The organism is Bradyrhizobium cosmicum (assembly GCF_032290525.1).
In the GTDB taxonomy this organism is placed as follows: Bacteria; Pseudomonadota; Alphaproteobacteria; order Rhizobiales; family Xanthobacteraceae; genus Bradyrhizobium; species Bradyrhizobium cosmicum_A.
Map to the genome: position 1 here is coordinate 1 of NZ_JASXTA010000460.1, position 248 is coordinate 248.

The 248-nt window shown below is 56.9% G+C and carries 1 pseudogene; it reads left to right on the forward strand.

The features are described from left to right. Positions 1 to 248: pseudogene (locus QSV46_RS41695) on the forward strand (hypothetical protein); the annotation flags it as partial.

Below are 248 nucleotides of genomic sequence, written 5' to 3' on the forward strand. Positions count from 1 at the left end.
AAGAAGGCGATAAGGTCGGAATTCGCGAACGCCTTGACGGTCTGGGAGCTCTTGTCGACCTCGACGCGGGTTGCAATTGGTTTCGTCTCTTTCGCCATCACATTGATCACCGAGATCGTCGTCGATGTCGATGATGATGCGCGCGATGTCGTGCTCACGATCCATTGGCGTGGTGGCCAGCACTCCGAGCTGTCCACAAGCCACGAACTGGTGAACATGGTTGCGCAACGACCGAAGACGCTTTGGCG